Source organism: Variovorax sp. Varisp46, from assembly GCF_059491885.1.
The window spans coordinates 2,244,227-2,263,011 of sequence record NZ_CP168515.1 but is presented as its reverse complement, the minus strand read 5'-3'; the positions used below and the strand labels follow the sequence as shown (position 1 = coordinate 2,263,011).

18 protein-coding genes and 1 tRNA gene are annotated in these 18,785 nt (G+C 64.5%); 9 read left to right on the top strand and 10 right to left on the bottom strand.

What is annotated here, in order from left to right:
* Positions 1–38: 38 nt before the first annotated feature.
* The 3 genes from ACEN9N_RS10670 to lptF are packed head-to-tail and all read right to left on the bottom strand — an operon-like array spanning position 39 to position 2,625.
* Positions 39–401, bottom strand: a complete 363-nt coding sequence (locus ACEN9N_RS10670) for a sirohydrochlorin chelatase (RefSeq protein ID WP_007832296.1) — start codon at positions 399–401, stop codon at positions 39–41.
* Positions 398–1,507, bottom strand: a complete 1,110-nt coding sequence (lptG, locus tag ACEN9N_RS10665) for an LPS export ABC transporter permease LptG (RefSeq protein ID WP_007832294.1) — start codon at positions 1,505–1,507, stop codon at positions 398–400. The genes ACEN9N_RS10670 and lptG overlap by 4 nt, the downstream gene beginning before the upstream one ends.
* On the bottom strand, positions 1,504–2,625 hold the full coding sequence (lptF, locus tag ACEN9N_RS10660; protein WP_007832293.1) for an LPS export ABC transporter permease LptF: 1,122 nt from the start codon (positions 2,623–2,625) through the stop codon (positions 1,504–1,506). Before lptF ends, lptG begins: the two co-directional genes overlap by 4 nt.
* Positions 2,626–2,646: 21 nt before the next feature.
* Here lptF and ACEN9N_RS10655 point away from each other — a divergent pair, with 21 nt between their 5' ends.
* The 4 genes from ACEN9N_RS10655 to ACEN9N_RS10640 all read left to right on the top strand — a co-directional run bounded on the left by ACEN9N_RS10655 (position 2,647) and on the right by ACEN9N_RS10640 (position 6,337).
* Positions 2,647–4,161: a leucyl aminopeptidase gene (locus tag ACEN9N_RS10655; protein ID WP_495656039.1), complete on the top strand. Its 1,515-nt coding sequence runs from the start codon at positions 2,647–2,649 to the stop codon at positions 4,159–4,161.
* Positions 4,158–4,598, top strand: coding sequence for a DNA polymerase III subunit chi (locus ACEN9N_RS10650; RefSeq protein WP_413311677.1), 441 nt, complete (start codon positions 4,158–4,160; stop codon positions 4,596–4,598). The genes ACEN9N_RS10655 and ACEN9N_RS10650 overlap by 4 nt, the downstream gene beginning before the upstream one ends.
* 1 nt (position 4,599) lies before the next feature.
* Positions 4,600–4,995: a hypothetical protein gene (locus ACEN9N_RS10645; RefSeq protein WP_007832288.1), complete on the top strand. Its 396-nt coding sequence runs from the start codon at positions 4,600–4,602 to the stop codon at positions 4,993–4,995.
* A gap of 136 nt (positions 4,996–5,131) precedes the next feature.
* Positions 5,132–6,337, top strand: a complete 1,206-nt coding sequence (locus ACEN9N_RS10640; protein WP_007832287.1) for a branched-chain amino acid ABC transporter substrate-binding protein — start codon at positions 5,132–5,134, stop codon at positions 6,335–6,337.
* Positions 6,338–6,425: 88 nt separating this feature from the next.
* On the opposite strand, the gene ACEN9N_RS10635 is transcribed toward ACEN9N_RS10640, so the two are convergent.
* The 5 genes from ACEN9N_RS10635 to ACEN9N_RS10615 all read right to left on the bottom strand — a co-directional run bounded on the left by ACEN9N_RS10635 (position 6,426) and on the right by ACEN9N_RS10615 (position 8,976).
* Positions 6,426–6,815: a response regulator gene (locus tag ACEN9N_RS10635; RefSeq protein ID WP_413311679.1), complete on the bottom strand. Its 390-nt coding sequence runs from the start codon at positions 6,813–6,815 to the stop codon at positions 6,426–6,428.
* A 99-nt stretch (positions 6,816–6,914) separates the two neighbouring features.
* Positions 6,915–7,271 carry a hypothetical protein gene (locus ACEN9N_RS10630; protein ID WP_413311681.1) on the bottom strand — a complete coding sequence of 119 codons (357 nt, stop codon included), beginning with the start codon at positions 7,269–7,271 and terminating at the stop codon, positions 6,915–6,917.
* A gap of 197 nt (positions 7,272–7,468) precedes the next feature.
* Positions 7,469–7,559, bottom strand: a tRNA-Ser gene (locus ACEN9N_RS10625).
* 25 nt (positions 7,560–7,584) lie between these two features.
* Positions 7,585–8,514, bottom strand: a complete 930-nt coding sequence (locus ACEN9N_RS10620; RefSeq protein ID WP_007832284.1) for an SPFH domain-containing protein — start codon at positions 8,512–8,514, stop codon at positions 7,585–7,587.
* Between the two features lie 36 nt (positions 8,515–8,550).
* Complete coding sequence (locus ACEN9N_RS10615) at positions 8,551–8,976, bottom strand: NfeD family protein (protein ID WP_495656038.1); 426 nt, start codon at positions 8,974–8,976, stop codon at positions 8,551–8,553.
* A 216-nt stretch (positions 8,977–9,192) separates the two neighbouring features.
* Here ACEN9N_RS10615 and ACEN9N_RS10610 point away from each other — a divergent pair, with 216 nt between their 5' ends.
* Positions 9,193–11,490, top strand: coding sequence for an Orn/Lys/Arg family decarboxylase (locus tag ACEN9N_RS10610; RefSeq protein ID WP_413311685.1), 2,298 nt, complete (start codon positions 9,193–9,195; stop codon positions 11,488–11,490).
* A gap of 28 nt (positions 11,491–11,518) precedes the next feature.
* Here ACEN9N_RS10610 and ACEN9N_RS10605 read toward each other — a convergent pair whose 3' ends face one another.
* Positions 11,519–12,361, bottom strand: coding sequence for a DNA ligase (locus ACEN9N_RS10605; RefSeq protein WP_495656037.1), 843 nt, complete (start codon positions 12,359–12,361; stop codon positions 11,519–11,521).
* A gap of 62 nt (positions 12,362–12,423) precedes the next feature.
* Positions 12,424–13,206, bottom strand: a complete 783-nt coding sequence (gene fabI, locus ACEN9N_RS10600; protein ID WP_413311688.1) for an enoyl-ACP reductase FabI — start codon at positions 13,204–13,206, stop codon at positions 12,424–12,426.
* Between the two features lie 37 nt (positions 13,207–13,243).
* Between fabI and ACEN9N_RS10595 the strand changes: the two genes are divergently transcribed.
* From ACEN9N_RS10595 to ACEN9N_RS10580, 4 genes are read left to right on the top strand one after another with little or no spacing between them, the layout of a single operon-like run.
* Entirely contained in the window at positions 13,244–15,043 is a 1,800-nt protein-coding gene (locus ACEN9N_RS10595; RefSeq protein ID WP_495656370.1) for an extracellular solute-binding protein, read from the top strand.
* 27 nt (positions 15,044–15,070) lie between these two features.
* Complete coding sequence (locus ACEN9N_RS10590) at positions 15,071–16,105, top strand: microcin C ABC transporter permease YejB (protein WP_413311690.1); 1,035 nt, start codon at positions 15,071–15,073, stop codon at positions 16,103–16,105.
* A gap of 16 nt (positions 16,106–16,121) precedes the next feature.
* A complete protein-coding gene (locus tag ACEN9N_RS10585) occupies positions 16,122–17,141 on the top strand; it encodes an ABC transporter permease (RefSeq protein WP_495656036.1) in 1,020 nt (339 codons plus the stop codon).
* Complete coding sequence (locus tag ACEN9N_RS10580) at positions 17,138–18,775, top strand: ABC transporter ATP-binding protein (protein ID WP_495656035.1); 1,638 nt, start codon at positions 17,138–17,140, stop codon at positions 18,773–18,775. The genes ACEN9N_RS10585 and ACEN9N_RS10580 overlap by 4 nt, the downstream gene beginning before the upstream one ends.
* Positions 18,776–18,785 lie beyond the last annotated feature (10 nt).

Genomic DNA, 18,785 nt, shown 5'->3' with positions numbered 1-18,785 from the left:
TTATTATGCCTTCGGAATCTATCGAAATTGCCGGATGTTCAGGATTTGACCGCAATTCTGGCCAGGAGATCGACCAGTTCGGGCTCCTCGCCAACGATGCGGGCGAGCGAGAAGCCAACGTCGGGCCAGCGCTGGCGCAGCGCCTCGAGCTGGTGCGGCAGGTCTTCGCGCGCGTGCTTGCCCATGCCGAGGAACAGCGGGACCACGCGGATGGCGGTGGCGCCGCCGGCAATCAGCGCCGCTGTCGCCGTGGGCAGGTCGGGCGTTGCCAGTTCCATGTAGGCGCAGGCTACGCGGGCGCGGGGCTCGTTCCTGCACACGCGCTCGGCCACGGCTTCGATGGGCTGGCGCCAGCGTTCGTCGCGCGAACCGTGCGCCAGTAAAACGATGCCCTGGGTCATCGTCGCAGCACCAGCCAGCTGAAGGCCGTCAACGACATCACCGAATAGATCATTCCCGGCGCCGCCGCCGTGAGCCATGGCGACCAGTTGCTCAGGTTGCCGAGATAGCCGAACACGTTGTTCAGCAGGAAGAAGCTGATGCCGATCATCACGCCGCCGAACACGTAGGTGGTGATGCCGGCCTGGCGGAAGTGCAGATAGGCGAAGGGCAGGGCGAGCACCACCATCACCAGGCACGAGAGCGGATAGAACACCTTGCGCCAGAACTCGATCTCGTAGCGCTGCGCGGTCTGGCCGTTGGCGTCGAGGTGGCGGATGTAGTCGAACAGGTCGATCGTGCCCATGCGGTCGGGGCGCAGGAGCGCGACCGACACCATTTCGGCGGTCAGCGTGGTGGGCCAGTTCAGCTGCGGAATCTTGGTCGTGGCAATGCGGGCCTGGTCGGCCGAGCTGCGCGTGTCGTACTTCTGCTCTTCGACGTCGGTGAGCATCCAGTGCCCGTTGTCGATGCGGGCCGAGCTCGCGACGATCTGGGTGCTGATGTAGCCGTTGTCATCGAACTCGAAGATGCGCGGGCTCTTCAGCGTGCCCTTGCGGTCGATCGACAGCACGTTCACTGCGAACGACACATTGCCCCGTTTTTCCTTGAGCCAGGCGCCCGTGTTGCCGGCCAGGGAATAGACGCCCTGGTATTTGGCCTTGAGCAGCTGGCCCGTGCGCTCCGACGCCGGTGCGACATAGTCGCCGATGGCAAAGGTCAGCATGACGAAACCGATGCCCAGCAGCAGCAGGGTGCGCAGCGCACGCCAGGGCCCCAGGCCGCTGGTGCGCAGGATCGTGTATTCGGAGCTCTGCGCCAGCCGGGCCATCACGAAGATGGAGCCGATCAGCACCGTGATCGGCAGCAGTTCGTAGAGGTGGCTCGGAATCAGCAGCGTCACGTAGACCAGCGCCTGCGCCGGCCCGTAGTTGAGGCTGTCCGGCTTGCCGATGGATTGCAGTTCATCGACGAAGTCGAAGAAGAAAAAGAGGCTCAGAAAGCCGAGCGTCACGAACGCCACGGCCTTCAGCACCTCCACGTAGATCAGGCGTCTTATCGTTTTCACGTGGGTTCGATCTTGGGTGTAGGCAGCGCGGCGGCGGACGGACGTGGCTTGCCAGGCCGTCCCCAGTTGTTCTGGCGTATGCCGAGCCATGCCAAGTTGATCAGCAGCACGCCGCCATGCAGCAGCACCATGAAGCCACCCAGGCTGTATTTGCCTGAACTGATCCAGCTCTGCCCCAGGTTGAGCATGTTGTAGTAGACGACGAAAGCGAACAGCGCCAGCAGCAGGTTGCCGCTGCGGCCGACGCGCGGGTTGGCGCTCGACACATTCAGCGCCAGCAGCACGAAGTTGACGGCCGTCAGCAGCATCCCGATGCGCCAGGCCAGCTCGCCGCGGCTCGGGTCGCTCGGATCGGTCAGAAGGGACAGCGTGTTGCGCGCGCGCGGCGGCGTTGCGTCGTTGGTCAGGCCGTTGTTGCCGCCAGCCCGGGTGCCGTAGGTCTTGAATTCGCTGATCTTCAGGCCGGTCTGGGCAATGGGCTGCTCGAGCCGCTGTCCGTTGTTGAGCAAAAGGTAGCGCGAATTGCCGATGTTCTCGATGCTGCCGCTGCGCGCCGAGGTCGTGATCTGCATGTTGCGCTCGATCGACCAGATGAAGACGTTGGTGGCCTTGGAGTTGTCCGCAGTCTCCTTGTCGATGAAGAACACGCGCACCCGGCCTGCGGATTCGCGGAACTCACCCGGCGCCACGCGCTCGATGTCGCTGCGCTGTTCGTATTGCTTGCGCATGCCGATGGTCTGCGAATTGGCCCACGGCCAGCCCACCAGCGCCATCACCGCGATCAGGATCAGCACTGGCCAGGCGAAGCGGAACAGCGGCTTGACGAAGTCGATCAGGCCGCGCCCACTGGAAAACCAGATCACCATCTCGCTGTCGCGGTACATGCGCGAGAGGGTGCCGACGATGGCGATGAACAGGCTCAGGCTCAGGATGGTCGGCATGTAGCCGAGCACCGTGTAAGTCATCACCAGGAACACCTCCTGCGGGTTCACACTGCCCTTGGACGCGAGCCCCAGGGTGCGGATGAGCATCATGGTCATCACGATGGTGACCAGGACCACGAGGGTTGCTCCGAAGCTGCGGGACAGCTCCTTGCGTAGGGAAGAATGGAATAACATCGTTCGAGGAAAAAAAGGATTATGGACTTTCAACTCAAGACCCTCACCGTCGCCCAGGCTGCAGCCGAGAAATCCGACGTCCTCATCGTGCTCGTGGGCAGCGCTCCGCTCACCTCCAAAGACCCGTTGTCGGTGCTCGCCGCCAGTGCCCGCAAGGCCGGCGACCTGCCCGACAAGGCTGGCAAGCAGCTGGGGCTCTACCGTCCGGAAGACGTGGTCGCGTCCCGCGTGGTGCTCGCCGCCATCGGCGACGGCAAGCCCGCCTCGGTGCGCAGCGGGGTGATCGCGGCGGTCAACGCGGTCAAGGCCCAGGGGCCCAAGCGCGTGGCCATCGTGTTTGCGCAGCCCGCCGACGGCGCGGCGGTAGCGAGCGCCGTCACGGCGGCGGCCGACGCCAGCTATGTCTATACGACCACCAAGTCGAAGGCCGAGCCCCGCAGCATCCGCCAGCTGATCGTCGGCGTGGCCGATGCCGCCGTCGTCACCGGCGCCTTCGACACCGCCCGCGCCACTGTCCAGGGCATCGAACTGGCCAAGGAATGGGGCAACCGGCCGGCCAACCATGCCACGCCCACGATGCTGGCCGAGGTCGCCAAGGGGCTGGCCAAGCTGCCGAACATCAAGTGCGAAGTGCTGGGCCCGAAAGAAGTCGAGAAGCTCGGCATGGGTGCCTTCGCGGCCGTGGCTCAAGGTTCGGCGGAGCCGCTGCGCTTCATCGTGCTGCGCTACCACGGTGCGCCCAAGGACGAGGCGCCCGTGGTGCTTGTCGGCAAGGGCATCACCTTCGATACCGGCGGTGTCTCGCTCAAGCCCGCGGCCGAAATGGACGAAATGAAGTTCGACATGTGCGGCGCGGCAAGTGTGCTCGGCACCTTCCGCGCGCTCGGCGACCTCCAGCCCGCCATCAACGTCGTCGGCCTCATTCCCTCGTGCGAGAACATGAACGACGGTCGCGCCGTGAAGCCGGGCGACGTGGTGACGAGCATGAGCGGCCAGACCATCGAGGTGCTCAACACCGATGCCGAGGGCCGGCTCATCCTTTGCGACGCATTGACCTACGCCAAGCGCTTCGATCCGGCGGCCGTGATCGACATAGCGACCCTGACGGGCGCCTGCGTGGTGGCCCTGGGCGGCGTGCGCAGCGGTCTGTTCACCAGCGACGAAACGCTGGCCGCAGCGATCGAAGCTGCCGGCGAGGCCTCGCAGGACCGCTGCTGGCGCCTGCCACTGGACGACGACTATGCCGAAGGCCTCAAGAGCAACTTTGCCGACGTGGCCAACATTGCCGGCCGCGCCGGCGGCGCCATCACCGCCGCCAAGTTCCTGCAGCGCTTTGCCGGCGACTTCGCCTGGGCGCACCTGGACATCGCGGGCACCGCCTGGAAGAGCGGTGCGGTCAAGGGCTCGACCGGCCGGCCGGTGGGCCTGCTGGTGTCGTACCTGACGACCCGCGCAAGCGGCGGAGACGGATCGGGCAAGGCCAGCAAAACCAAAACCCCCGCAGCTCCGGCCAAAAAGGCCAGGTCGGCGAAGTGACGGAAATCGGCTTTCACTACAACGCGCCCGACAAGCTGAACTACGCCTGCCGGCTGGTTCGCAAGGCCGTGAATGCACGCGGCCTGCGCGTGGTGGTCGTCGGCGATGCGCTTGCGCTCGAAGCCATGGACGCCGCGCTCTGGCAGCTGTCACCGGTGGACTTCGTCGCGCACTGCCGCGGCGATGCGCCGGCCCATGTGGTCGCGCGTTCGCCCGTCGTTCTTTCGGCGGAGGGGGCCGACGCGGCCTCGCTGCCGCACCGCGAAATGCTGGTGAATCTCGGACTCGAAGTGCCTGCAGGCTTCGAGCGCTATGAACGCATGATCGACATCGTGAGCGACGAGGCCAACGATCGCCAGGTCGGCCGTTCGCGCTGGCGCCACTATGCCGATCGTGGCTACACCATCCAGCCACACGATTTCGCAAAGAGTTCCTGACATGGCCAGCACGCTGCGCACACCGCCCCGGTTCGTTCCCACGCTGACCACGGTGCTCGAGGTTCCGGCGGAGCCCGCGAGTCCCGAGCCGCAGGCCGCGGCCGCGCTCCAACCCGACCCGGCGAGCGTCATGGCATTGCCGCCGGCCGTGCAGCTTTCGCAGGCGGAAATCGTCAGCCTCGAAGAGCAGTTGCTGCACCGCGTGTTGCAGCGCGTCGACCTGTCTCTGGAAGAGCGTTTGAGCGACACCGTGTCAGCTGCCGTTCAGCATCAGCTCGACGCGATGGTGCCGCGTTTGCGCAATGAAATCGAAGCTGTTCTGCGTGCGCTGGTGATCGAGGCAATGGCCGCGGAACTCAGCGAAAACACAGGGTCTACGCCAGCTTCCGGCGCCTGAATCCTCGGCTAAACTGCGCCGCAGGTCGGAAGGGCGTGAGGGTGCCGCTGGTCCGCGGCGCGAAACTTGCGAGGTCTGTGCGCCCGGATCACACGACCGGTTTTTTATTCTTTTCATCCAAGTTCTGGAGGTTCTCATGCAATTGAAATGGACTGCGGTCGCACTGGCTGCACTCACGCTGGTGGCTTGCGGCAAGAAGGAAGAAGCTGCTGCTCCCGCTGCGGCGCCCGCGCCAACGGCTGCGGCCCCGGCTGCTGCACCTGCCGGAGAAACCCTGCTCGTCAAGATCGGCCACGTTGCGCCCACGAGCGGTCCCATTGCCCACCTCGGCAAGGACAACGAGTTCGGCGCCAAGATGGCCATCGAAGACCTGAATGCAAAGGGCCTCAAGATCGGCGACAAGGTCGCCAAGTTCGAACTGGTCGCAGAAGACGACGCTGGCGATCCGAAGCAGGGCACCGCTGTCGCCCAGAAGCTGGTCGACGAGAAGGTCAACGGCGTGGTGGGTCACCTGAACTCGGGCACCACCATTCCCGCTTCGAAGCTCTACAGCGACGCCGGCATTCCGCAGATCTCGCCTTCGGCCACCAATCCGAAGTACACGCGCCAAGGCTTCAAGACCACGTTCCGCGTGGTGGCCGACGACACGCAGCTCGGCGGCACGCTGGGCAAGTACGCGGTCGAAACGCTCAAGGGCAAGAACATCGCCGTGATCGACGACCGCACGGCCTATGGCCAAGGCGTTGCCGAAGAGTTCGAGAAGTCGGCAAAGGCCGCTGGCGCCACCATCGTGGGCCACGAGTTCACCACCGACAAGTCGACCGACTTCAACGCCATCCTGACCAAGCTCAAGGCTGCCAAGCCCGACGTGCTGTTCTTTGGCGGCATGGATGCCGTCGGCGGCCCGATGCTCAAGCAAGTCAAGCAGCTCGGCCTGAACGTCAAGTTCATGGGCGGCGACGGCCTGTGCACCGGCGAACTGCCGAAGCTGGCTGGCGATGCGATTGGCGAAGAAATGGTGGTGTGCGCTGAAGCCGGTGGCGTGGACGGCGACTTCAAGCAGCCGCTGGAAGACTTCAAGGCCAAGTTCAAGACCAAGAACGGCGTCGAAGTGCAGATCTACGCGCCGTACGTGTACGACGCGGTCAACGTGCTGGCCGAAGCCATGGTCAAGGCCGGCTCGTCCGACCCGGCCAAGTACCTGCCTGAAGTCGGCAAGACACAATACAAGGGCGTGACCGGCCCGATCGCCTTCGACGAAAAGGGCGACATCAAGAACGGCGCCCTGACGCTGTACACCTACAAGGGTGGTGCGCGCACGCAGATCGCCGTGGTGCGCTGATTCGCTTCGGCAGCGGCAACCTTCGCGGTTGTCCGCAAGAAGAAAAAGGGCCCTCGGGCCCTTTTTTCATGGCTGCTTCAGGCGCGGTTCAGAGCGGTGCAAGACCTGAAGGGCGATTGGCGTTGCAGTACTCGATGAAAGCGTCGAGATCGCGCGACTTGTCGAACACCGCGTCTGCACCCAGAGCCATGCAACGCGCGCGTATGTCGGCCGTCACGTAGTTGCTGAGCACCACCACCCGTTGGCTGGGCTTGCGGTTCCTGCAGCCGCCCAGAACGCCGAGGCCGGAACCTTCCTTCAGGAAGAGGTCGACGATCAGGAGCTGCCAGCCGTCGGGATGCACCTCGAGCCATGCAAGGGCCTCTGTCTCGGTTTCGGCGAAGCCGACCACACGGCCATTGACCAAATCCTCGAGTGCCGGGACCAGGTTATCCCTGATGGTCTTGTTGTCCTCGACGAGGAACGTGATGAGGGCCATGCCGTGGTTTCGCTTTGAGAACGAATAGCGTAGCGTGCCTGGCGTTGCCGCGGCGTAGGAGAAAGGATACGGACGGAGTGCCGGTGGCCGAATCCGGGGTCAGTCGTCGCCGTCGGCGCGGATCTCTGCCTTGGGCTTCTTGGCCAGCGCCTGGCTTTCGTCGCGCTCCGCCGCCGCTTCGAGGCGCTTCTCGATCTCCTCGCTCAGTGCGGCGTTGACCTCAGCCAGCTTCTCGGCGGACTTGGCCAGCTTTTCTTCCAGCTGGCTCGTGTGCTCGATGGCCTGTGCCACTTCGCCGACCTGCACTTCTTCGGGCAACTCCTGTTCGAGTACCGTGTTCACCACGGCGAGGTTGTCCGATGCCCGCTGCACGTCGGCAGCCACCTGCTCGCTTTTTTCCAGGGTGCGGTCCAGTGGGGTCCTGCCGCGCGGCGCGTTTTTTCGTTGTCCAGCCATCGAGGCTCCTTTGCAGGCTTTGAAACTAAAACATTCGGATCGTAGCGCCAGATGAAAGGATCCGGCAGGTGATATCCAGTTGTTGCAAAGCAACGCACTGCTTGGTGAGCCGGACGACAAAAAAGCCCAAGTGCTTGTGGCAACTTGGGCTTCTTGCGTTGTCTGATGTTCGTGAACGGTTACGAACAATCGATCTCTGGCGGAGCAGGCGGGATTCGAACCCGCGGAGGGCTATTAACCCTCACACGCTTTCCAGGCGTGCGACTTAAACCGCTCATCCACCGCTCCTGAGCCCACGATTGTAGCAGTCAGTTCAGGCCGGATTCGACGGCTTGCCTGCCTGGACCATGCGCATCGCCGAAGCGATGAGCGCGGCGGTCTCGGTCATGTTGCTCGGCACGATCAGCGTGGTCTTGGAATCGGCCGCCACCTTGCCGTAGGCGTCGACGGCGCGCTCGGCCACCTTGAGCTGCACGGCCTGCTCGCCGCCGGGCTGGCGGATGGCCGCTGCCACGCGTTCGATGGCGTCTGCCGTTGCGGTGGCCACCGCGGTGATGGCGGCGGCTTCACCCTGTGCGTTGTTAATCTGCGCCTGCTTTTCGCCCTCGGAGCGGGCAATGAAGGCCTCGCGTTCGCCGGTGGCGATGTTGATCTGCTCCTGGCGGCGGCCTTCGGAGGCCGCAATCAGCGCGCGCTTGCCGCGCTCGGCCGTGATCTGCGCCTGCATGGCCAGCAAGATTTCCTTCGGCGGCGTCAGGTCCTTGATTTCGTAGCGCAGCACCTTCACGCCCCAGTTGAGCGCGGCCTCGTCGATCGCGGCCACCACCTGGGCGTTGATCACGTCGCGCTCCTCGAAGGTCTTGTCGAGCTCCAGCTTGCCGATCACGCTGCGCAGCGAGGTCTGCGCGAGCTGCGTCACGGCCACGATGTAGTTCGACGAACCGTAGCTCGCGCGCATCGGATCGGTCACCTGGAAGTACAGGATGCCGTCGACCTGCAGCTGCGTGTTGTCGCGCGTGATGCAGATCTGGCTCGGCACGTCGAGCGGGATTTCCTTCAGGCTGTGCTTGTAGGCCACCCGGTCGATGAACGGAATCAGGAAGTTGGGGCCGGGCGTCATGGTGCCGTGGTACTTGCCCAGGCGCTCGCGCACCCAGGCGTTCTGCTGCGGCACGAACTTGACCGACTGGCTGATGAAGATGATCGCGATGACCAGGATGATGAGAGGGACCGAAAATTCCATGGTGCGCTTCCTTTTTCTGAGTTCTATGGACTGTGACTAGACCTTGTCGACGACGAGCCGGCTGCCGATCACCTCGACCACCCGGTGCTCGCCGGTCGACGGTGTGCGGCCCGCGCGCTGGATCACGGTCCACTGCGCGCCGCGGTAGCGCACGATCGCCGTGCCGTCGGCATTCCACGCATCGACCTGCACGCTCTCGCCGATGTCGAGGTTCACGTCGCGGTTGGCTTCGGTGGGCGGGGCAGGAGGGCGCTTGCGCTGGATCGAGTACCAGGTGAGCACGGCCCCCACGCCGATCACCGAGGCCACGATCAGCTGGGTGACGGTGCCGAAGCCCAGGTGCGCCGAGATCGCCGCGGCTGCAAAGCCTGCGGCCAGCAGCAAAAGGTAGACGGTGCCCGAAAGCAACTCGACCACGATGGCGGCCCCCGCAATCAGCCACCAGACGGTGGAATTCGCCATTTCAACTCCTCTTTTCCTTGTTCGATGCGCGCCATTCTGAGGCATATGCCCCAAGCGCTTGCCCTGGGTAGGGGTACTGCGCCGCAGCCGGAGGAATGGGCCTTGCCGGACGGGCCCGAATGGCTTGCACGAGCCTGACCAGATTCGTCATCCGAATTCCGTACACTTCGCGCCTCGCCTCATTGCCTGTCTGTCTGCCTGTCCGGAGCCCCGCTCATGAAATTCCGCTTTCCCATCGTCATCATCGACGAGGACTTCCGCTCCGAGAACACCTCGGGCCTCGGCATCCGCGCGCTCGCGCAGGCCATCGAGACGGAGGGCTTCGAGGTGCTGGGCGTCACGAGCTACGGTGACCTGAGCCAGTTCGCACAGCAGCAAAGCCGGGCCAGCGCCTTCATCCTGTCGATCGACGACGAGGAATTCACCATCGGCCCCGACCTCGATCCGGCCGTGCTGAACCTGCGCAACTTCATCGGCGAAGTGCGGCGCAAGAACGCCGACGTGCCGATCTACATCTACGGCGAGACCAAGACATCGCGCCACATCCCGAACGACATCCTGCGCGAACTGCACGGCTTCATCCACATGTTCGAGGACACGCCGGAATTCGTGGCGCGCCACATCATCCGCGAGGCCAAGAGCTACCTCGAGAGCGTGCAGCCGCCGTTCTTCAAGGCGCTCATCGACTACGCGGAAGACGGCTCCTACTCGTGGCACTGCCCGGGTCACTCGGGCGGCGTGGCGTTCCTGAAGAGCCCGGTGGGCCAGATGTTTCACCAGTTCTTCGGCGAGAACATGCTGCGCGCCGACGTCTGCAACGCGGTGGAAGAACTCGGCCAGCTGCTCGACCACACTGGCCCGGTGGCGGCCAGCGAGCGCAACGCGGCGCGCATCTTCAATGCCGACCACTGCTTCTTCGTGACCAACGGCACCAGCACCAGCAACAAGATGGTGTGGCACCACACGGTGGCCCCGGGCGACGTGGTGGTGGTCGACCGCAACTGCCACAAGTCGATCCTGCACGCGATCATCATGACCGGCGCGATCCCGGTGTTCATGAAGCCCACGCGCAACCACTTCGGCATCATCGGCCCCATTCCGAAGAGCGAGTTCGAGCAGAGCGCCATCAAGGCCAAGATCAAGGCCAATCCGCTGCTGGCCGACGTGGACGCCGACAAGGTCAAGCCGCGCGTGATGACGCTCACGCAATCGACCTACGACGGCGTGATCTACAACACCGAGACCATCAAGAACATGCTCGACGGCTACGTCGACACGCTGCATTTCGACGAAGCGTGGCTGCCGCACGCGGCCTTCCACCCGTTCTATGGTGCCTACCACGCGATGGGCAAGCGCCGCGTGCGGCCGAAGGAATCGCTGGTGTTCGCTACGCAATCCACCCACAAGCTGCTGGCCGGCATCAGCCAGGCCAGCCACGTGCTGGTGCAGGACTCGCAAAACCGCCAGCTCGACCGCGACCTGTTCAACGAGGCCTACCTGATGCACTCGTCGACCAGCCCGCAGTACGCGATCATCGCGAGCTGCGACGTGGCCGCCGCCATGATGGAGCCACCCGGTGGCACCGCACTGGTGGAAGAGAGCATCCTCGAAGCGCTGGACTTCCGCCGCGCCATGCGCAAGGTGGAAGAAGAGTTCGGCAAGGACGAGTGGTGGTTCAAGGTCTGGGGCCCCGAGAAGCTCGTCGACGAGGGCATCGGCCGCGCAGAAGACTGGATCATGCAGGGGGAGAAGAGCGGCAAGCCGAAGAACAAGAAGTCGCCGCGCAACTGGCACGGATTCGGCGAGCTGGCCGACGGTTTCAACATGCTCGACCCGATCAAGTCGACCATCGTCACGCCGGGCCTCGACCTCGAAGGCAACTTCGCCGAGACCGGCATTCCCGCGAGCGTGGTGACCAAGTTCCTCGCCGAGCACGGTGTGATCGTGGAGAAGACGGGCCTCTACAGCTTCTTCATCATGTTCACCATCGGCATCACCAAGGGCCGCTGGAACACGTTGCTCACGGCGTTGCAGCAGTTCAAGGACGACTACGCGCGCAACCAGCCGATGTGGCGCATCCTGCCCGAGTTCTGCCAGCAACACCCGGGCTACGAACGCCTCGGCCTGCGCGACCTGTGCCAGCACATCCACCAGCTGTACGCGCGTTTCGACGTGGCGCGCCTCACGACCGAGATGTACCTGAGCGACCTGACGCCGGCCATGAAGCCCAGCGACGCCTTCGCCCACATCGCGCACCGCAAGACCGAGCGCGTGGAGATCGACGAGCTCGAAGGCCGAATCACCACCAGCTTGATCACGCCGTACCCGCCGGGCATTCCGCTGCTGATTCCTGGCGAAGTGTTCAACAAGAAGATCGTCGACTACCTCAAGTTCTCGCGCGAGTTCAATACGCAGTGCCCGGGCTTCGAGACCGACATCCACGGCCTCGTGGCGCGCATCGACGAGACGGGCAAAAAGCGCTACTACGCGGACTGCGTCAAGGAAGCGAAGTAGGGCGCGGCCGAAGTCGTTCGAGGGGTGGTCAGCCCTCGCGAACGCGCATGAAGCGCGCGAAGCGGGGCAGGCCCTTGGCGGTGGTGCCGTTGTAGCGGTAGGTCACCCAACTGCCGATGGCGGGTGGGTTCTCCCGTTCGGCATCGGTCAGTCCGGTGCCGAGCTTGAAGCGCTTGCCGGCGGACGTCTCGACCACCAGCGCGCCGAGCCGGGCGCTGTGCCGGCCCTTGCCGGCCACGTACTCGATCACGCGGGCCTCGGCGTCTTCATAGGGCTTGACCTTCAGCAGGTCGCTGTTGCGCTCACCGCGGTACCGGGAACTGCCGCGGTGGAGCATCAACCCCTCTCCGCCCATCTTGATTGTCTTGTCGAGCAGCGCCTGCAGCTCTGCATGCGTGGTCGCGCGCTGCTGCGGCACCGGCACCACCCACGGAGCGTCGGTGACGGGAAGCAGGTTGCGCAGCGCGGCCAGCCGCGTCGTGAAGTCGCCGCCCTGGGCGGGCAGGTCGAACACCATGAAGCGCATCTCGTGCCATGCGACATCGTTGGGTGTCTGGCTGCGCACTGTCGACATCGCATGGGCGAAGCGGCCGCGTCCGGCCCACAGCTCGCCATCGAGCGGCTGCCTGGGCAGCGGGGCGGTGAACCATGCGGGCGCCATGATCCGCTCGCCGCCGCGCGTCCAGAGCTGCTTGCCGTCCCAGTAGCCGCGCACGCCGTCGTACTTCTCGCTGACCCAGTAGTCGTTCAGCGACATGCCGGGGCGGTAGACGTCGGCCAGCATCAGCGAGGGCGCTGCCTCGCGCGCGAATGCGGAGGGCGCGACGATCACGCCGAAAGCGGCAAGCAGCAAGGAGCGTCGATTCAGCACGATGTGTGAAATGGGTTGCGCAGCAGGGCCGTTTGGCAGCCGTGCCGGGGTTTGGCGCAGGACTACTCGGCCATCCCGCCGACGACGTTGCTGAAGCCGCCGTCCACATAGGTGATCTCGGCAGTCACGCCGCTGGCCAGGTCGCTCAGCAGGAAAGCGGCCACGTTGCCGACTTCCTCGATGGTCACGTTGCGGCGGATCGGCGAGGCGTCGGCTACCGCCGCCAGCATCTTGCCGAAGCCCTTGATCCCGCTGGCCGCCAGCGTCTTGATGGGGCCCGCGCTGATACCGTTGACGCGCATGCCCTTCGGGCCGAGCGAGGCGGCCGTGTAGCGCACCGAAGCTTCGAGCGAGGCCTTGGCCAAGCCCATGGTGTTGTAGTTGGGCAGCGCACGCTCGGCGCCCAGGTAGGTCAGCGTGAGCAGGGACGACTTGTCGTTGAGGTAGGGCAGGGCCGACTTGGCCATGGCCGGAAAGCTGTAGGCGCTGATGTCGTGCGCGATCTTGAATCCTTCACGCGAGAGCCCGTCGAGGAAGTCGCCCGCGATGGACTCGCGCGGCGCGAAGCCGATGCTGTGCACGAAGCCGTCGAACTTCGGCCAGGTCTGTGCGAGGTCGGCGAAGAGCTTGTCGATCTGCGCGTCGTCGCCCACGTCGCAATCGAAAATCAGCTTCGAGCCGAAGTCTGCGGCATATTCGGTGATACGGTCCTTGAATCGCTCGCCGACATAGCTGAAGGCGAGCTCCGCGCCCTGCTCATGGCAGGCCTTGGCAATGCCATATGCAATGGAGCGATTGCTCAACACGCCGGTGATCAACAGTTTTTTGCCGGAAAGAAAGCCCATGAAGTTGCCTCGTGAAAATCTTGGGCAGAATTCTCGCATGCGAGGTTGGCTGCTTCCGGTTGTGTTGGCTCTCTCGGCGGCTCCCTCGTGGGCCGCGCATGCGTACGCCCAATTTGGCGACATCAAATATCCCCCGGGTTTCACTCACTTCGACTATGTGAACCCCGACGCCCCCAAGGGCGGCGAAATGCGGCTGGTGCCGCCCACCCGGCCCACCAACTTCGATAAGTTCAATCCCTTTACGCTGCGTGGGACCTCGCCCTCGGGCGTCGGGTCCTTGATGATCGAAAGTCTGCTGACGGGCAATTCCGAAGAACCGACGACCGCCTACGGACTTCTGGCCGAGGACGTCGAGGTGGCACCGGACCGGCTCTCGGCCACATTTCGCATCAATCCCAAGGCACGCTTCAACGACGGCTCCTCGGTGCTTGCGGCCGACGTGGTGTATTCGTTCAACACACTGAATGGCCCGCTCGCTTCGCCGCAATACCGCACCATCTACGCAGAGGTCAAAAAGGCCACGGCCATCGGTGATCGCACGGTGCGCTTCGATTTCGCGAGCCCCAACCGCGAGTTGCCGTTGGTCGTCGGCGGCATGGCGGTGTTCAGCCGCAACTGGGGTGGCGGCAAGCCTTTCGACCAGATCATCACCGAGGTCCCCATCGGCTCGGGCCCCTACAAACCTGCCAGCGATCGCATGGGGCGCGATATCACCTATGTGCGCCGCGCCGACTACTGGGGCGCCGACCTGCCCGTGCGCAAGGGCCTCTACAACTTCGATCGCGTGACCTACAAGGTCTACCTCGACGAGACCGCGCGCTTCGAGGGCCTGAAGGCGGGCGAGTTCGATTTCATGCGCGAATTCACTTCGCGCAACTGGGCGCGCCAATACAAGGGCAAGCAGTTCGACAGCGGTGAGATCGTCAAGCGTGCCTTCGAGAACCACAATCCAGGCGACTTTCAGGGCTACGTCTTCAATATCCGCAAGGACAAGTTCAAGGACCCGCGCGTGCGTCAAGCCATCGGCCTCGCGTTCGACTTCGAATGGCTCAACAAACAGCTGTTCTATGGCATCTACACCCGCGTGCAAGGCTACTTCCCCAACAGTGAGTTCCACGCCGAAGGACTGCCCAAGCCGGATGAGCTGGCGCTCATGGAGCCGCTGCGCGGCAAGCTCAGACCCGAAGTGTTTGGGGCGGCCCCGATCCCGCCGAGCACCGCGCCGCCGGGCAGCCTGCGCGAGAACCTGCGCTGGGCTCGTGCGCTGCTGGAGCAAGCCGGATGGACCTATCGCGATGGCGCGTTGCGCAACGCGAAGGGCGAGGCCTTCACCATCGAGTTCCTGAACGACCAGCCGGGCCTGATCCGCGTCGTGACGCCCCTGCAGGCCACGCTGCGCAAGCTCGGCATCGAGATGACGTTTCGCACGGTCGACTTTTCATTGGCGCAGCAGCGTATGCAAACCTTCGACTTCGAGATGACGTCGTCGCGCTTGCCCGGCAATACAGCGCCGGGAGGTGAACTGCTCGAGCTGTTCGGGGCGAAATCTGCCGAAACACCGGGTTCGGCCAATGTCTGGGGCATTGCGGATCCTGCCGTCGATGCAGTGATCGGCAAGGTGCTCGCCGCTACCACGCGACCCGAGCTGGCCACGGCGATGCGCGTGCTCGATCGTGTGCTGTCCCATGGCTATTACTCCATTCCCCAGTATTACGGCAGCGCTTTCCTGGTCGGCTACCGACCGGCGCCGTTCGGGCTGCCGCCGACCATTCCGCCGTACTACGATGTCGGCGACTGGGCGCTTTCCACGTGGTGGGCGTCGCCCGCCAACAAGTAGCCCCGCCACACGGAACCAAAAAGCCGAATGTTCAGCTACATCCTCAAGCGCCTGCTGCTGATGATCCCGACGCTGCTGGGCGTGCTCATCATCACCTTCGGCGTGATCCAGTTCGTGCCGGGTGGTCCGGTCGAGCAGATGGTGGCGCAATTGCAGGGGCGCGACTCGGGCGGCGAGCGTGCTGCTTCGAGCGGTGCTGGATACCGCGGCCGGCAGGGCCTCGACGCGCAGCGCATCGAGGAGATCAAGAAGCTCTACGGCTTCGACAAGCCCGCGCACGAGCGCCTGTGGACCATGCTGAAGTCGTTCGCGCGCTTCGATCTGGGCACCAGCTTCTATCAGCGCAAGGACGTGTGGCAGCTCGTGAAGGAGAAGATGCCGGTGTCGATCAGCCTCGGGCTCTGGACCTTCTTCATCAGCTACCTGATCGCGGTGCCACTGGGTGTGGCCAAGGCGGTGCGCGCCGGATCGCGTTTCGACTTCGTCACCACGTTGATCGTGCTGATCGGTTATGCCATCCCGGGTTTCGTGCTGGGCGTGGCGCTGCTCGTGATCTTCGGCGGGCAACTGCAATGGTTTCCCCTGCGCGGGCTCACCTCACCCAACTGGGAGAGCATGAACTGGGGCGCACGCATCGTCGACTATCTCTGGCACATCGCGTTGCCCGTGACCTCGATGGTGCTCGGCAGCTTTGCGGTCACTGCAATGTTGACGAAGAATTCCTTCCTCGAAGAGATTCGCAAGCAATACGTGCTGACGGCGCGCGCCAAGGGCCTGTCGGAGCGTCAGGTGCTCTGGAAGCACGTGTTCCGGAATGCGCTGATCCCGATCATCACGGGCTTTCCGTCGGCCTTCATCGGCGCATTCTTTACGGGCTCGCTGTTGATCGAGACGCTATTCACGCTCGACGGGCTGGGCCTGCTGAGCTACGAGAGCGTGATCCGGCGCGACTATCCGGTCGTGCTGGGCACGCTCTATCTGTTCACGCTGATCGGTCTGGTCACCAAGCTGATTTCAGATCTCTGCTACGTCTGGGTCGATCCGAGGGTCAAGTTTGATTAGCGCCACTGTTGTTTCCATGAGCCCGGGTCGTCGTGCCTGGCGCCGCTTTCGCCGCAATCCGCTGGGGTTCTGGAGCCTGGTCGTTTTCTCGATCCTTGTCGTGCTGAGTCTGTTCGCCGAAGTCCTGTCGACCGACAAGCCGCTGGTTGTTCGCTACGAGGGCCAGACCTATTTCCCCGTGCTGCGCGACTATTCCGAGAAAACCTTCGGTGGCGACTTCGAGACGCCTGCCGACTACCTCGATCCCTTCATCCGCAAGCGCATCACCGATGGCTCCAACTGGGCGATCTACGCGCCAAACCGCTACGGTCCACGCACATTGAACTACTTTGCGTCGCAGCCAAACCCGGCGGTGCCGTCGGCCGAGAACTTCTTCGGCACCGATGACCGAGGTCGCGACTTGCTGGCGCAGCTCATCTATGGTTTCCGCGTGAGCGTGCTGTTCGGCCTGGCGCTCACCGCCATCGGCACGGTGCTGGGCGTGGTCGCCGGTGCCGTGCAGGGTTACTTCGCCGGCAAGACCGATCTCGCGTTCCAGCGTTTCATCGAAATCTGGGGCTCCATGCCGGAGTTGTACCTGCTGATCATCTTCAGCGCGATCTTCGCTCCCAGCGTGGCACTGCTGCTCATCCTGCTGAGCCTGTTCGGCTGGATGGGCCTGGCCGATTACGTGCGCGCGGAGTTCCTGCGCAACCGCCAGATGGACTATGTGCGCGCCGCGCGCGCTCTGGGCGTCGGCAACCTGCAGATCATGTGGCGCCACATCCTGCCCAACAGCATGGTGCCGGTCGTCACTTTCCTGCCGTTTCGCATGAGCGCGGCCATCCTGGCGCTGACCTCGCTCGACTTCCTGGGCTTGGGCGTGCCGCCGGGCACGCCGTCGCTCGGCGAACTGCTCAGCCAGGGCAAGGCCAACATCGATGCCTGGTGGATCTCGATATCGACTTTCGGCGTGCTCGTCGTCACCCTGATGCTGCTGACATTCATGGGCGACGCGCTGCGCGACGCACTCGATCCGCGCAAGGCCGACAAATGATGAACGATCCGCAACTCAAGCAGGCCCTGCTGGACGTGAAAGGCCTGCGTGTCGCGTTCGGCGGCAAGGAGGTCGTGCACGGCATCGACTTCCAGATGGCCGCCGGCGAAAAGCTCGCGCTGGTCGGCGAGTCGGGCTCGGGCAAGACGGTCACGGCGCTGTCGCTGCTGCGGCTGGTGCAGAACGCCGATGTCACCGGCGTCGCAAGGCTCTTCGGTGGCGCAGCGCCGCAAGGCGTGCGCGACCTGCTGTCAATTCCGGAGCGCCAACTGCGCGGCATCCGCGGCAAGGAGATCGCAATGATCTTCCAGGAGCCGATGACCGCGCTGAATGCGCTCTACAGCGTCGGCGACCAGATCGCGGAGGTGCTCGAACTGCATGAGGGCCTGTCGGCTCGCGCCGCGCAGGCGGCCGCTGTCCAGTTGCTGGCCGATACCGGTATTCCCGAGCCGGCGCGGCGGGCGAGGGCGTTTCCGCACCAACTCTCGGGCGGCCAGCGCCAGCGCGCGATGATCGCGATGGCGCTCGCCTGCAAGCCGCGCCTGCTGCTGGCCGACGAACCGACCACCGCGCTCGACGTCACGGTGCGCGCGCAGATCCTGGAACTGCTGGCCGATCTGCAGCGCAAGTACGGCATGGCCGTGCTGCTCATCACGCACGACCTGAACCTGGTGCGTCGTTTCGCCGATCGCGTGGTGGTCATGGAGAACGGCCACGTCGTCGAGCATGGCGCCGTGGCGCCGGTGTTCGATGCCCCGCAGCATCCCTATACGCGCAAGCTGATCGACAGCCATCCGCAGCGCAATGTGGCGGCCGTTGCCGCGCGTGCCGACGCAACGCCCGTGATCGAGGCGAAGGCCCTGCGCGTGATCTACCCCGTGCCGAGGCCCGGCATCGCCGGCTGGTTCCGAAAGGGCGAGTTCGTGGCGGTGCAGGGCGCGGATTTCCGCATCGTGCCGGGCGAGACGCTGGGCGTGGTGGGTGAATCGGGTTCAGGCAAGTCGACGCTTGCGCTGGCGGCGCTGGGGCTCTTGAAGCACCAGGGTGCACTGGAGGTCGCGGGCAAGGGCTGGGCGGTCGATCGCGCCTCCGATCTCGGCTTGCGCCGCGTCATGCAGGTAGTGTTCCAGGACCCGTTCTCTTCGCTGTCGCCGCGCATGACGGTGGAGCAGATCGTGGGCGAGGGGTTGCGCGTGCATGCACCCGAACTCGACATCGGAGCGCGCCGCGCCCGCGCGCTCGCCGCACTGGCCGACGTCGGGCTGACGGAGGCCCAGTTCCCCTCGCTGCTCGACCGCTATCCGCACGAGTTCTCGGGCGGCCAGCGGCAGCGCCTGGCGATCGCCCGCGCGCTGATCGTCGATCCGCAACTGTTGGTGCTCGACGAGCCGACCAGCGCGCTCGACGTGACGATCCAGAAGCAGGTGCTGAGCCTGCTGCAGCGCCTGCAGCGCGAGCGGGGGCTGAGCTATCTGCTGATCACGCACGACGTCGAGGTGATCCGTGCCATGGCGCACCACGTCATCGTGATGAAGGACGGTGCCATTCTCGAAACCGGGCCGGTCGAGCGAGTGCTCGACGCGCCCGATCACCCCTACACAAAAAAGCTGGTGGCCGCCGCGCTGCTGGAATAAACGGAGATTG